Origin of the sequence: Citrobacter sp. Cu231, from assembly GCF_030332265.1 — a bacterium.
GTDB classification, from domain to species: Bacteria; Pseudomonadota; Gammaproteobacteria; order Enterobacterales; family Enterobacteriaceae; genus Citrobacter; species Citrobacter meridianamericanus.
The window spans coordinates 1-11585 of the sequence record NZ_JAOWIE010000054.1 but is presented as its reverse complement, the minus strand read 5'-3'; the positions used below and the strand labels follow the sequence as shown (position 1 = coordinate 11585).

Genomic DNA, 11585 nt, shown 5'->3' with positions numbered 1-11585 from the left:
AGTGAGGTGTCCATATCCTCACTTTACAACGGGTTATATGCGGATTCCAGCGCGTTCCGTTCGTTTCGGGTGCTTCCAGTCGATGCCTTCGAGAAGCATGGACAACTGAGCCGGAGTAAGGTGAACCTTTCCATCGCGGGTGACCGGCCAGACGAAGCGGCCCCGCTCCAGGCGTTTGGTGAAGAGGCACAGTCCGTCACTGTCAGCCCACAGCACTTTTATCTGGTCACTCCGGCGTCCGCGGAAGATGAACAGATGCCCGGAGAACGGGTCATCCTTCAGGACGTTCTGAACTTTTGAGGCCAGGCCGTTAAAGCCATTTCGCATATCGGTGATACCGGCAACCAGCCAGATACGCGAACCGGCAGGGAGAGATATCATCAGTGGCTGCTCCCTTTCATTTCGCGGATAAGTGTCTGTAATAACGCCGGTGTCAGTTCACCTTTCAGCCTGAGAGTTCCGGCCGGCAGAACCAGCTCGCAGCACAGACTGTCTGGCAGTGTATTTATCTGTTCAGGTATCTGCACTGGTGCCGGGATTTTATTATCCGGCTCCGGAGTTAACGTCACGGGAAGTAGCGATGTTTCATGTTCGCCGGGCGGTTGCAGGCCACCGTTACGCCAGAGATGCCGCCAGTTAAAGAGCAGGTTATCGTTAATTCCATTCTCTCGAGCTATTTGTGCGACACAGGCACCGGGTAAAAGAGTTTGCTGAACCAGTCTCCATTTAAACTCCGGTGAAAATCGGTTCCGGCGGGGTTTCTCTGCTTTCACAGGCTGAGTCACGGTCGGGGCTGAAGGGTATCGCCCCGGGAAAAGAGCCCGGGCCAGTTGCCCGCAGGAATATTCACCGGAAAGAGGCCAGTCAGTGAATACCTGGTGAAATCGCCTCACCAGAGAAAAAATGGCGGTTTTGCTGACACCAGTCTGCGCAGAAATGCGCGGGTACGACAGTGACTCGTCAAATCTCAGCTGTAGCACACGCAGGATCAATTCTGGATTATCTGCCAGTACCGCTTTTCGTGCATTCATCTTAAATGTCCTTTTACTGCGAAAATGGACATTAGTATCGGAAACAGGAAAGGGAGGCGAAAGACGGTTTAAATGATGCGCTTACCTTTATGGCTCGTGATAACCATCAGAATGGTGCCGTTGTGGAAACACAGGAACATCAGGAAGTGGGGGCTTTCCGTAAGGTGATGCCGCTTCTGACATGGTTCCGTAACCATACTGATGCTTCAGATGAGCAGCATACTTTCCCTGTAACACGCCGGTCACTGACTGCATTATTGCGTGACCTCAGTATGCTGACGCCGGGGAACTGCCACAGGCTGTTTCCTTATGTCAGAAACTCGCGTTTACGGGGCGAAGACTATGCCGGCGATTACTGGTATGACGTGGATGACGTAAAAGCGTGGGTCAGCGATACGCTGAAGACGTTTGATTTTGAGCGTCGTTCACTGGTGATGCTGGCGTTGTGGTAAGTCCGGCCAGTCTGATTTTCGTTATTAATTTAACCGTACGGTGCATGCTCACCGTACGGGGAGCGTGCATCTTTTTTATGGAGCGTGCTCTTATGAAAACGAAAAAACATACTTCACGTACCGCGAACAAAACGCCGGAACGTGACCTGTATCAGCTGGTGACCGACAGGATTGTGACGGCCATTGAAAATGGTGTTCCACCCTGGAAACGCCCCTGGCATTCTGCGCGTAACGGCGCGGGCGAGCCGGAGATGATGCCGGTAAACGCCCTGACCGGGAAGCCTTATACGGGAGTGAATGTCCTGCTGTTGTGGCTGACTGCGGATGAAGCCGGATATGCCAGCAATCACTGGCTGACGTACCGTCAGGCGCAACAACTGGGTGGACACGTCCGTAAAGGGGAGGTGGCCACGCTGGCGGTGATTTACAAAGACTGGAAAAGACAGGCTGTGGATGAACACGGTAACCGGCTGACGGACAGTGAGGGGGAACCGCTCATGGAAACGGTACCGGTACTGAAAGCGAATCCTCTGTTTAATGTGGGACAGTGCGACGGTTTACCTGAGCATCTGATGGTGAAGGCGGAAGGCAGAGCAGATGTACTGCCGGCTGATACCATCAGTGAGCGGGTGCTGCCGATACTGAATGGCAGTGGCGTCAGTGTTTCGTCGCTTCCACAGGACAGGGCATTCTACCGGCCTGACACTGACCGTATCGTGATGCCTCTGTCGTCACAGTTTGATTCAGTGGCCGATTACTGGACCACCCTGCTGCATGAACTGGTACACAGTACCGGTCATGAAAAGCGTCTGCGGCGGGCCGGGATAAGTTCTTTTGCCGGTCGTAAAAGCCCGGAATATGCGTTCGAAGAACTGATTGCCGAGATGGGCAGTGCTTTTCTGTGCGCACATCTGGGAATTGCCGGTGACGTACAGCACGAAAGTTATATTGACGGATGGCTTAAGGTCCTGAAGTCTGACAAAAAAGCGCTGTTTCGCGCCTGCCGGCAGGCACGCGAAGCATCAGAGTATTTACTGATGCAGCGGGCTTCGCAGGCGCGGGTCGCATAATCTGAACCGCTGGCGGAGGGGGTAACCTGACCGCCATTCATCCCGTGAGGGCATTGTTCCTCACGGGACAGTGCCCTCTTTTTTACATCTGTTATATCAAAGAGGAGCGTAACCATGTCTGAATGGTGCAAGAATCGTTTTGAAATTACCGGTAAGTCAGTCTGCCTGGATGTGCTGACGCAGTGGATTGAAGGATGTGAGACACCGCGTTACCGCCATGCCATACAGCAGAGTATACAGCTGTTTCTTGCCGGTTGTGCCGGACTGGTGAAACCCACCCGGACGACGCAGTATCCGCCATATCCGGCGCTGGTTCGTCATGGTACAGGGTTGTCATCTCCGGCTAACCAGGCATTTGAACAGTGGCTGGGGCTGCTGGTAAAAGATGCCGTACTGGATGAAGAGACGATAAAGACCATTGACCGCCTTTATCACCAGTCATGTATTGGCGCAGTCCGCTGGGGGAATCTGCCGGATAATGCCCGGGAGATAATCACCGCGTTAATGCGTTGTCAGTATTCTGACTGGTTTGGCCTGGTCGGACTGAGTGAACACATTGATGCTGAAGCCTGCTGGAGCCGGCTGTCGGATTACCCGGAGCAGGCGCAGCCCTGTGACATGCTGATGGTCATACCCTCCCGTCTGGCCACAGAGCTGAACGGTTCAGGTGGACTGCTGCAGGGCATTTCCACCACGACCAGCCTTTACAGCCGGATATACGGTGTGGAGTGGCCATCAGGTCACAATGTCCGCTGGGTGCGTGATGAGATGAGCAGTCTGGTGCTGCTGACTGACACGCCCTGGTATCCGCCTTCAGGTGAGCTGGTTGGTGAAATCTCGAAGGTGTTCGACTGTGAGATACGGCACTGGTACAGCGAGCCTGTCAGGGGCATACAGGGTTACAACTGTTATGACGGTGGTGAACATACGGACAGTGACCCGCAGGCCGAATGGCCGGGCAGGGAAACACTTCCTCAGCCCCGGCTGTATCTGGTGGAGGAGCGCACTGAAGAACAGACAGAAGCCGCGCCTTTACCGGTTCCGCTGGCTTCAGGCCAGTAATTAACCTCAGGGTGCCACATTCGTGGCACCCGTTTTTTCCTGTCACATTTCATTTCAGCCCGAAGGGGAACACCTGTTCCTCCCCGGGGCCATGTGTTCCCTGTTTTTTACGGAGATTCACATGGCCACCTTTATCGACCATCAGAAAGCCTTCATTTCGCTGTTTAATCAGACCGCCCGTTATCACAAACGCCATAAGGTGTTTGAGGACTTTGTCAGCTGCAGTGTGATTGCCCTGGAGAACCGGCTTCAGTTCAGTGAGGCCCGGGAGCAGAAGTATCTGCGCAGCACCTCTTTTGCTGTCTCGGTGGTGGTTGTGGTCGTGGTCGGGCCTCCTGTGCTCATTCGGTGGGGTAGGGGCCAAGGAACCGCACTCCGTTGAAGTGGATCAGGTGAGAGGGCGCATCGGCCACCCACACCTCCGTCTCCCATGCGATTTCGGGCAGGTAGCGGCCCATGATCGAACGATTGGGGAAGGCGGTCACATAGACCAAGCCAGCCTTGGAACTGGCAAACAGCTTAGCGAGTTCGGCGTGGCGCTTGCCATCGACCGGGCCGTGACTGGTGACGGACTCGACCAGCAGCAGCCAATTTTTCTCAACGAAGTGCAAGACCACATCGGGCATCTTGCCGTGTGAATCCACATCGACACCCAGCCCGGCCAGCAGGGCGGCGTCGAAGTAGCCCCACTTGTCGCCTGTGTCGCCGGCATAGACCAGCACGCTACCCGGCGCAAAGCGCGGGGCGAAGTCCTCGATGATGGCCCGGATCAGTTCGCTGTGCTCGCCGGGGCTGAGGGTGATTTGCTGGCCCGGTGCAATCTCAACCGGGATGCGGTTCTGCTCGCGCTCCTTGGCGTAGCGGGCAACCAGCGTTTCACGCTCGGCCAGATAGGCGGCGAGGCTGTCATGCCATGCCGGGGTGCCAAAGGTTCGCAGCAGGGCCAGCGCGGCGGGTTCGATCTGATAAACCGTCTTCGGGCTATTCACCGGGCGGTCGGGCTTGTCCGGGTTGTAGAGGGCCACGCCAGCGTCGCAGAACTGGTGCATGGACTGGCGGCGGAATGTCTCGCGGGTGTTGGGCGCGTACTCCTTGCCGTAGTGCTCCCGTGCCCAATCCATGATGGGCGTGATGCCCACAAGCGGGTTTTCCGCGTCGGCCCATGTCTTGCCCGGCGTGAGGTTCAGGAGGGCCAGCAGGCACAGGGCGGAACGCTCGTTCTGCTGCGCTCGGGGCAGGCCCAAGGAAACGATGATTTGCTGCGCGGCCTCGATGTAGTCGTTTTGGTTGTTCATGCGGTCAGGGTTCCTAGCTTGGCGTCGATCTGTTCTTGCGTGAGCGTTCCTTGCTGCATGGCCCACTTGCCAAGCTCGGTCAGGGTGTCACGGCTCGGGTACTTCATCAGCTTGAGGTCGGTTGCATTGACCTGTGTATGGCCGTTGAAGCGCCGGAAATGCTCATCTACTGCGGTCGTGTTCAGGAACACGGCCAGCCCACGGGCCAGCGCCTCGGGCAAGCCGTGTTTGTCCTCGTGAAAGAGGTTCATGTGGTTCTCGAAGCCCAGCACGGAATGATCGCCAAAGGCGGCAGGATCAACCACGCTTGCCACCACGCGGCGCTTTTCCTCCTTCGATGAGAAGCGGCGCACCACGCAATAAAACCCGTTCGGGTAAAGCCACTTTTCCGTCTCGTCGTTGCGCATGATCGCGTTGGGCTTCTTCAAGCCCGCCACGGGCCAGACGGTGCCGGTCATGCTCAGGTGGCCGGGGTAGAGCAGGGGCACGGTGCCCGGCTCGGGCATGTCGCGCAGGTGCGCTTTCAGCCGGAAATCGACTACCGGCCCGGTCGATACCTTCACGCCAATGTCGGCCAGCGAGTAGCGCACGGCGGGCGATAGCTCGATGGCGCTTTTCTCGGTCGTGGTCGGCACATGAATGAACCGCTCCGGGTCATCCGGGAACACGATCCGGTCGAACGGGTGTTCGTGGGTGGTCAGGTCTGAAAAGCTGTCATCGGTCGAAGTCGTGACCGTGACCGGCCCCTGCTGGCCGCCACGCTCCAAGCGGATGATGATGTTTTCCTGCAGCACCTCGTCATCCCTGAAAGCCTTGTTGCGCGACTCGAACAGGTGCATGTGGCGGATCGCCGCCCGCTCAAGGATGAAGTCACGGAACGGGCGGTAATACGGCCCGTTGCAGAAGCTGCGCGGGATGATGGCCACGATCTGCCCGCCCGGCGCTGCCTCGCCCACGGCCAGCGCGACAAAGGCGGAATACAGATTCACCGTCTCGATGCCGACAGTGCGCAGAGCCAGCCGGTGGGCTGATTGGCTGTTGATCTTCTTGTACGGCGGATTGAGGATCGCATGGGTATAGCCTCGATCCTGCAGACCTTCGGCGGTCGCCAGCTCGATGTAATCGCCCGCGATGATGCGGGGCGTCACGCGGCTGTATCCGGCCAAGTGCTGTGCAAGGTGGCCGCGCAGCTTCTCGTCGATCTCGTAGGCCGTCGCCTCGACAGACTCAAAGCCAAAGCCGCCCGTCACCCAGCGGTCAAGAAAGGCGCAGGACAACGCGCCCACGCCCGCGCCTGCGTCCAGTAGGCGGCAGGTCTGCAGGGTGCTCGGTGGGAACAGGGACGCCATGAAGCGGGCCACGCTCGAAGGCGTCATGAACTGGCCGAACTCGGCTTTGTGTTTCTGCGCGGTACGGGGTGCCACCTCGCGGCGCACGCTGTCTGCGGTGTCTAGTTGTTGGAGCATCCCAAGTCCTCATTGACGCGGCGTGATGACGCCGACGTGCTTGTAAAGGGTGGTTCGGGACACGCCATAACGGCGGGCTACCTCGGCCACCTTAATATCTGGATCGCGCAACAGGGCTTTGATCTCTCGCACCTGCTGGTCGTCTAGCTTCGGCTTGCGACCACCGGCCCGGCCACGGGCGCGGGCGCGGGCGGCTGCAAGCCCGGGCTGCGTCCGCTCACGGATCAAACCGCGCTCGAACTCGGCCAGCGCCGCGAACACATGAAATTGCAGCTTGCCCGATGCGCTGCCCGTCTCGATCTTCTCGGTCAGGCTCTCGAAATGCACGCCACGCTGCTCAAGCTCGGCCACGATCTGCACCAAGTCATGCAGGCTGCGCCCGAGTCGATCAAGCCGCCACACCACGAGGGTATCCCCGGCCCGTAACGCCTTGCGGCACTGCTCAAGCTCCGGGCGTGCCGCGTTCTTGCCGCTGGCCGCTTCCTCGTAGATCACGCTGCACCCGGCCTGCTGGAGCGCGTCGCGCTGCAGGTCTAGGTGCTGGTCGTCCGTCGAAACGCGGGCGTATCCAATGCGTTGATTCATTGACAGTGCCTGAACATAGAAAAATTGACGGTTATCTTAACAGTTTTGGGTATGCCCGTCCATGAAAAAGCGAAACCCTGCAGATCTGTCCAGAAAACCACCGTTTTCTGAACAGTCGGCAGGGCTACGATGAAACACAAACAAATGCCCGCAGACGGGCGACAGGATCACGCCTTGCCCTCGGTCAGCGGCGTTTTCGTCACCCAAATGGGCAATTCCAGCGGCAAGGCGATTTCGGCCCGGTCGCGGGCCTGCAACTGCTCCCGCGCCCATTGGCCGTCTCGCCTCATCTCTGTCCGCAAAGACAGGGGATGGGGGCCCTCGAATTGCTCCCGGTCGAACGTTACCCCGGCCACCTCCAGCCGCTTGGGCATGGGCCGCTCGTGGCCGTCCTCGCGCACCATCAGCACGTCGCCGCGCTGGATGATGTAGAGGGCGTCCGGGTCGACCTCGATCTCGCCCGGCGCTGCCGGGCGGAAGTCCGCCCGGTTCTCGTCATAGCGCCATCGCATCATCGCCCCCTATCAAGTGCGTTGGTGGGTGTGCGTCGATCCAGCGGCGGCGGCTGGCGTTCGGCCAACTGCCGCGCCTGAGCTTCACGGGCCAGCCGTTCCTGCTGCTCCTGCTCTCGCCGGGCCTGCTCGGTCTGGCTCATGCGCTCATTGGCCGCGTTGGTCTGGCTGTCGCGCTCGGTTGCCCGGCGCTGCTCGTCGTCGCGGTTCATCGGTCAATGTCCATTTGCTGATTCATCATCCGGGCCTGCTCCTTTTCCTTCTCTTGCTTCTCTTTCCGCTTCTCGGCCAACTGCCGTGCCTGCGCCTCGCGGGCGGCACGTTCGGCCATTTGCTTTTCCTGCGCCTGCTTCTGCTGGGCCTGTTGTTGGGTCTGTTGCTGCTGTTTGCGCTCGTGCTCGTTGTTCGCCATGTTGGGGTTCCGTGGGCATTTCTGCGACAGTACACGGTAACAAAATCTGGTTCATTAAAATTCAAGGCGTTAGCCATACCAAACCCAAATATTCGGGGTTACTGAATCTGAAATGTACGGAAAACGTCAGAAGTCGGTTTGTCGTACTATTCGACTATCCGACTGCGTTTTCCACATATGAAAACGCAGTTTTTGGGGATGAATATTCCTCTCGACAGCCTCTGAACGAGAAACAAGTGATTTCCGTCAGGGAGGAATCGCTTAGCGGGTGTTATCGCAGAAATTCCCACGGAGCCCCTACAGTATGAAATTTTTGACGGATCTCCGCTGGATGCACCGTGTGGCCGGGATGGTGGTGAATCCGTGGCATATGCATCCATTGGTTTTTCTCGATGCTATTGCGGTTAAAAACATTGACAAGATCACATTGCCGATGCTCAGAAAAATATGGACGAACGAGAATAATGTGAGTGATTTGCAAAATGGCATCTGAATCGATCGCAGTTTGGCATTCGAATCGATCATGATTTAGCATTCATCTCCGATCACAGTTTGGCATCACAATCGATCACGATTTGGCATGCTTCCGATCATTGATTGGCATCCTGCCAGTCACTCCGGGAATTAACTCTTTTCACCACAGTCTCCATTGCCGTGTTTAAACCAGTGGAGACGTCAATGTCCAGAAAGAGAAAATCCAGGAGTACTATGGAAACCTGTTTTAAGATCCTTCAGCTCAAGTTCGACAAGAAGCTGACTAACCGTTGTATCGGACTGACGTTACACATCAGCGCCTCAACCGTTTTTGAGGTTCTTGCCCGCTTCAAAGCCTCTTCTCTGTCATGGCCATTACCTGCTGATATATCCCATGACACGCTGGAGAAACTCATTTTTCCGCCCAAAGACACCTTTGCATCAGAGCTTGTAATGCCTGACATGTTGTACTTCGATACGGAAATGAGAAAACCAGGTGTGACGCGACAACTGTTGTGGATGGAATACAAGGCACAGGCGGGTGACAAAGCGATGGGATACTCGCACTTCTGCCGTTGCTACCGGGAGTGGAAAAAAACGCGACGTCTCTCCATGCGCCAGGAGCATCGTGCCGGCGAAAGGCTTTTTATCGACTTCTGTGGTCCTACGGTTCCTGTTATTAATCCGGACACCGGTGAGATACGCCGCGTGGCAATCTTCGTGGCCGTAATGGGAACGTCCAACTATACCTACGTTGAAGCGTGCGAAGGTCAGGACATGATGTCATGGTTAAATGCCCACAGCCGTTGCCTGACCTTCCTGGGCGGCGTACCGAAGCTGCTCATCCCCGATAACCTCAGAAGCGCAGTGAAAAAGACCGATCGCTATGAGCCTGTCATCAACGACAGTTATCAGGCACTGGCTGAGCACTATGGCACGGTTATCATCCCGGCCCGACCACGCAAACCTAAAGATAAACCAAAAGCAGAAAACGGTGTTCTCATCGTCGAACGATGGCTTCTTGCCCGCATCCGTAATGAAACCTTCCACACGCTCAGGGCGCTGAATGCGCGCCTTCGGGAGTTACTGACAGACATGAATAACCGACCAATGAAGGGGTACGGCAATCAAACCCGTGCAGAACGCTTCCGCATACTGGATGCGCCAGCTCTCTCTCCGCTGCCTCTGACACCTTATGAATACACGGAATACAAAGCCGTGAAGGTTGGCCCTGACTACCACGTTGAATATGCCCGTCACTGGTACTCCGTTCCACACGAACTGGTCGGTCAGCGTCTGTCACTGAAGGCGGGGCAGTCGGTGGTACAGCTCTGGCACAAGGGGCAGTGTGTGGCACAACATCCGCGCAGCACACATGAATATAAACACACAACCAATCCGCTTCACATGCCAGAGCGCCACCGGCAGCACGGGACATGGACACCGGAACGCCTTATCGAGCAGGGAAAACGTACAGGCCCGTCCACAGGCCGGGTGGTTGAATCCATGCTGAAGGCAAAACCCCATCCGGAACTGGCTTATCGTGCAGTTCTGGGGCTGCTGGCACTTCAGAAAAAATACGGCCCGGAACGGCTGGAAAAGGCCTGTTACGTTGCCCTGCACTATAACGCCCCTGACAGACGCTTTATCGACAATCTGCTGCGTCACCATCGGGAGAACCAGGAGCTTCCGTTATCCCGCCAGGGCGAACAACATCCGGCATATGCTTCAGAGCATGAAAACCTGCGTGGTCCGGGCTACTACCACTGACAGAAGGGACAACAGTATGAGTGATAACCTGTTAAACAAACTGACCCAACTGAAACTCCCGGCGATGGCCGGGAGCCTGATACGGCAGCGGGAAACGCCTCAGACCTACGACGAACTGTCGTTCGAGGAAAGGCTGACGCTGCTGGTTGATGACGAGCTTCTGAGCAGGGAAAACAGCCGTGTGGCACGGTTGAGAAAAAATGCCGGCCTGAAATATCAGGCAACACCGGAAGGGCTGCGCTATCCGGCCTCAAGAGGTCTGCGGGCTGAACAGATGAGGGAACTGCTGAACGGCCACTACATAACCCACAGGAAAAACCTGCTGATAACCGGTCCGACAGGATGTGGCAAGAGCTGGATAGCCAATGCACTGGGCGAACAGGCATGTCGACAGAAACACAGCGTCCGGTACTGTAGAACCGGGCGATTACTGGAACAACTGGCTCAGGGACGTGTTGATGGCAGCTGGCTGAAATATCTGAAACAGTTGCAAAAAATACAGGTTCTAATCCTGGACGATCTGGGGCTGGAACAGTTAAGTAACGCCCAGTGTAATGACCTTCTGGAGCTCATAGAGGATCGTTACGGACAAAGCAGCACGATAGTGGTAAGCCAGTTCCGGGGTTTGAAGCCCAATGGCGCGGAAACGTACGCTAAGAATCTAACTATATGATTTTAAGTCAATAAAGTCGTGGCGTTGTTAGGCAGATTTACGTTGATTTGATTACCGAGTTTATTAACACTGAAAGTCCCTGAAACCTCATGGCTACTGGCATTGACGGGAAGAGTAAACAAAATTCTCGTTTTCTTTACTCGGTAATGACTCCAACTTATTGATAGTGTTTTATGTTCAGATAATGCCCGATGACTTTGTCATGCAGCTCCACCGATTTTGAGAACGACAGCGACTTCCGTCCCAGCCGTGCCAGGTGCTGCCTCAGATTCAGGTTATGCCGCTCAATTCGCTGCGTATATCGCTTGCTGATTACGTGCAGCTTTCCCTTCAGGCGGGATTCATACAGCGGCCAGCCATCCGTCATCCATATCACCACGTCAAAGGGTGACAGCAGGCTCATAAGACGCCCCAGCGTCGCCATAGTGCGTTCACCGAATACGTGCGCAACAACCGTCTTCCGGAGCCTGTCATACGCGTAAAACAGCCAGCGCTGGCGCGATTTAGCCCCGACATAGCCCCACTGTTCGTCCATTTCCGCGCAGACGATGACGTCACTGCCCGGCTGTATGCGCGAGGTTACCGACTGCGGCCTGAGTTTTTTAAGTGACGTAAAATCGTGTTGAGGCCAATGCCCATAATGCGGGCTGTTGCCCGGCATCCAACGCCATTCATGGCCATATCAATGATTTTCTGGTGCGTACCGGGTTGAGAAGCGGTGTAAGTGAACTGCAGTTGCCATGTTTTACGGCAGTGAGAGCAGAGATAGCGCTGATGTCCGGC

13 protein-coding genes and 3 pseudogenes are annotated in these 11585 nt (G+C 56.3%); 7 read left to right on the top strand and 9 right to left on the bottom strand.

The window, feature by feature from the left end; all coding sequences use genetic code 11:
- Nucleotides 1-33: 33 nt before the first annotated feature.
- Nucleotides 34-381, bottom strand: coding sequence for an IS66 family insertion sequence element accessory protein TnpB (gene tnpB, locus OGY15_RS24270; RefSeq protein WP_099548426.1), 348 nt, complete (start codon nt 379-381; stop codon nt 34-36).
- Nucleotides 381-1031 (bottom strand): IS66-like element accessory protein TnpA, encoded by a 651-nt coding sequence (gene tnpA, locus OGY15_RS24265; RefSeq protein WP_000993956.1) that lies wholly within the window; start codon nt 1029-1031, stop codon nt 381-383. The genes tnpB and tnpA overlap by 1 nt, the downstream gene beginning before the upstream one ends.
- A gap of 89 nt (nt 1032-1120) precedes the next feature.
- Here tnpA and OGY15_RS24260 point away from each other — a divergent pair, with 89 nt between their 5' ends.
- The 4 genes and pseudogenes from OGY15_RS24260 to OGY15_RS24245 form a co-directional block, all read left to right on the top strand.
- Nucleotides 1121-1483, top strand: a complete 363-nt coding sequence (locus OGY15_RS24260; RefSeq protein ID WP_286541462.1) for a hypothetical protein — start codon at nt 1121-1123, stop codon at nt 1481-1483.
- A gap of 92 nt (nt 1484-1575) precedes the next feature.
- Entirely contained in the window at nt 1576-2553 is a 978-nt protein-coding gene (locus OGY15_RS24255) for an ArdC family protein (RefSeq protein ID WP_158121496.1), read from the top strand.
- Nucleotides 2554-2667: 114 nt separating this feature from the next.
- A complete protein-coding gene (locus tag OGY15_RS24250; RefSeq protein ID WP_187790926.1) occupies nt 2668-3615 on the top strand; it encodes a DUF1281 domain-containing protein in 948 nt (315 codons plus the stop codon).
- Nucleotides 3616-3736: 121 nt separating this feature from the next.
- Nucleotides 3737-3910, top strand: a pseudogene (locus OGY15_RS24245) (SAM-dependent DNA methyltransferase); the annotation flags it as partial.
- Nucleotides 3911-3956: 46 nt separating this feature from the next.
- Here OGY15_RS24245 and OGY15_RS24240 read toward each other — a convergent pair.
- The 6 genes from OGY15_RS24240 to OGY15_RS24215 form a co-directional block, all read right to left on the bottom strand.
- Nucleotides 3957-4910, bottom strand: coding sequence for a BsuBI/PstI family type II restriction endonuclease (locus tag OGY15_RS24240; protein ID WP_187790925.1), 954 nt, complete (start codon nt 4908-4910; stop codon nt 3957-3959).
- Nucleotides 4907-6376, bottom strand: a complete 1470-nt coding sequence (locus OGY15_RS24235; protein ID WP_187790924.1) for an Eco57I restriction-modification methylase domain-containing protein — start codon at nt 6374-6376, stop codon at nt 4907-4909. Before OGY15_RS24235 ends, OGY15_RS24240 begins: the two co-directional genes overlap by 4 nt.
- Nucleotides 6377-6385: 9 nt before the next feature.
- Nucleotides 6386-6961 (bottom strand): recombinase family protein, encoded by a 576-nt coding sequence (locus OGY15_RS24230; protein ID WP_187790923.1) that lies wholly within the window; start codon nt 6959-6961, stop codon nt 6386-6388.
- A gap of 167 nt (nt 6962-7128) precedes the next feature.
- Nucleotides 7129-7473, bottom strand: coding sequence for a hypothetical protein (locus OGY15_RS24225; RefSeq protein WP_286541454.1), 345 nt, complete (start codon nt 7471-7473; stop codon nt 7129-7131).
- Complete coding sequence (locus tag OGY15_RS24220) at nt 7473-7685, bottom strand: hypothetical protein (protein ID WP_187790921.1); 213 nt, start codon at nt 7683-7685, stop codon at nt 7473-7475. The genes OGY15_RS24225 and OGY15_RS24220 overlap by 1 nt, the downstream gene beginning before the upstream one ends.
- Nucleotides 7682-7885, bottom strand: coding sequence for a hypothetical protein (locus OGY15_RS24215; protein WP_187790920.1), 204 nt, complete (start codon nt 7883-7885; stop codon nt 7682-7684). The genes OGY15_RS24220 and OGY15_RS24215 overlap by 4 nt, the downstream gene beginning before the upstream one ends.
- A gap of 304 nt (nt 7886-8189) precedes the next feature.
- On the opposite strand from OGY15_RS24215, the gene OGY15_RS24210 reads away from it, so the two are divergent.
- The 3 genes and pseudogenes from OGY15_RS24210 to istB form a co-directional block, all read left to right on the top strand.
- Entirely contained in the window at nt 8190-8378 is a 189-nt protein-coding gene (locus tag OGY15_RS24210) for a hypothetical protein (protein ID WP_187790938.1), read from the top strand.
- Between the two features lie 215 nt (nt 8379-8593).
- Nucleotides 8594-10129, top strand: coding sequence for an IS21 family transposase (gene istA / locus OGY15_RS24205; RefSeq protein ID WP_187790919.1), 1536 nt, complete (start codon nt 8594-8596; stop codon nt 10127-10129).
- A gap of 16 nt (nt 10130-10145) precedes the next feature.
- A pseudogene (istB, locus tag OGY15_RS24200) lies at nt 10146-10748 on the top strand (IS21-like element ISSso4 family helper ATPase IstB); the annotation flags it as partial.
- A 211-nt stretch (nt 10749-10959) separates the two neighbouring features.
- Here the strand turns inward: istB and OGY15_RS24195 are convergent.
- Nucleotides 10960-11585: pseudogene (locus tag OGY15_RS24195) on the bottom strand (IS1-like element IS1B family transposase); the annotation flags it as partial.

What these genes read in the sequence shown, in the direction of transcription:
- tnpB (WP_099548426.1), bottom strand. Translation starts at nt 381, where the DNA reads ATGATATCTCTCCCTGCCGGTTCGCGTATCTGGCTGGTTGCCGGTATC.
- tnpA (WP_000993956.1), bottom strand. Translation starts at nt 1,031, where the DNA reads ATGAATGCACGAAAAGCGGTACTGGCAGATAATCCAGAATTGATCCTG.
- OGY15_RS24260 (WP_286541462.1), top strand. Translation starts at nt 1,121, where the DNA reads ATGGCTCGTGATAACCATCAGAATGGTGCCGTTGTGGAAACACAGGAA.
- OGY15_RS24255 (WP_158121496.1), top strand. Translation starts at nt 1,576, where the DNA reads ATGAAAACGAAAAAACATACTTCACGTACCGCGAACAAAACGCCGGAA.
- OGY15_RS24250 (WP_187790926.1), top strand. Translation starts at nt 2,668, where the DNA reads ATGTCTGAATGGTGCAAGAATCGTTTTGAAATTACCGGTAAGTCAGTC.
- OGY15_RS24240 (WP_187790925.1), bottom strand. Translation starts at nt 4,910, where the DNA reads ATGAACAACCAAAACGACTACATCGAGGCCGCGCAGCAAATCATCGTT.
- OGY15_RS24235 (WP_187790924.1), bottom strand. Translation starts at nt 6,376, where the DNA reads ATGCTCCAACAACTAGACACCGCAGACAGCGTGCGCCGCGAGGTGGCA.
- OGY15_RS24230 (WP_187790923.1), bottom strand. Translation starts at nt 6,961, where the DNA reads ATGAATCAACGCATTGGATACGCCCGCGTTTCGACGGACGACCAGCAC.
- OGY15_RS24225 (WP_286541454.1), bottom strand. Translation starts at nt 7,473, where the DNA reads ATGCGATGGCGCTATGACGAGAACCGGGCGGACTTCCGCCCGGCAGCG.
- OGY15_RS24220 (WP_187790921.1), bottom strand. Translation starts at nt 7,685, where the DNA reads ATGAACCGCGACGACGAGCAGCGCCGGGCAACCGAGCGCGACAGCCAG.
- OGY15_RS24215 (WP_187790920.1), bottom strand. Translation starts at nt 7,885, where the DNA reads ATGGCGAACAACGAGCACGAGCGCAAACAGCAGCAACAGACCCAACAA.
- OGY15_RS24210 (WP_187790938.1), top strand. Translation starts at nt 8,190, where the DNA reads ATGAAATTTTTGACGGATCTCCGCTGGATGCACCGTGTGGCCGGGATG.
- istA (WP_187790919.1), top strand. Translation starts at nt 8,594, where the DNA reads ATGGAAACCTGTTTTAAGATCCTTCAGCTCAAGTTCGACAAGAAGCTG.